The organism is Petrotoga halophila DSM 16923 (assembly GCF_002924615.1).
This window is the reverse complement of the sequence record NZ_JALY01000031.1, coordinates 1-338: the sequence shown is the minus strand read 5'-3', so window position 1 is coordinate 338 and position 338 is coordinate 1. Positions and strand designations below refer to the sequence as shown.

General features: G+C 32.8%; 1 pseudogene. It reads left to right on the top strand.

The window, feature by feature from the left end:
- Positions 1–338 (top strand): annotated as a pseudogene (locus tag AA81_RS14380) (methyl-accepting chemotaxis protein); the annotation flags it as partial.

Genomic DNA, 338 nt, shown 5'->3' with positions numbered 1-338 from the left:
CAATTGAACGAAGAAAAAAATAGGCTCGTAAATCAAGATTTTAAAGATATATCCAATGAATTACGCCAAAGTATTACTGACTTTAAAACCTTAGCCCAAGAAAATAACGTTTCAACCCTCGTTTTTTACGCTGATAGCTCGTTAGAAATAGTAGATAGTATAAAAGAGCTTGCTTCTGTTTATTTTTCTTCTAAATCAGTAGGTGACAAAAGCAGTGTCATGAATGCTTTTGATGAGTTAGAATCACAAATAGCCATTTTAGAGCAAGGATTAGTATCAGACGAACTAACTGAAATGTTCAATAAGACGAAAGATGTGGTTGAACAATTCAAAGACAC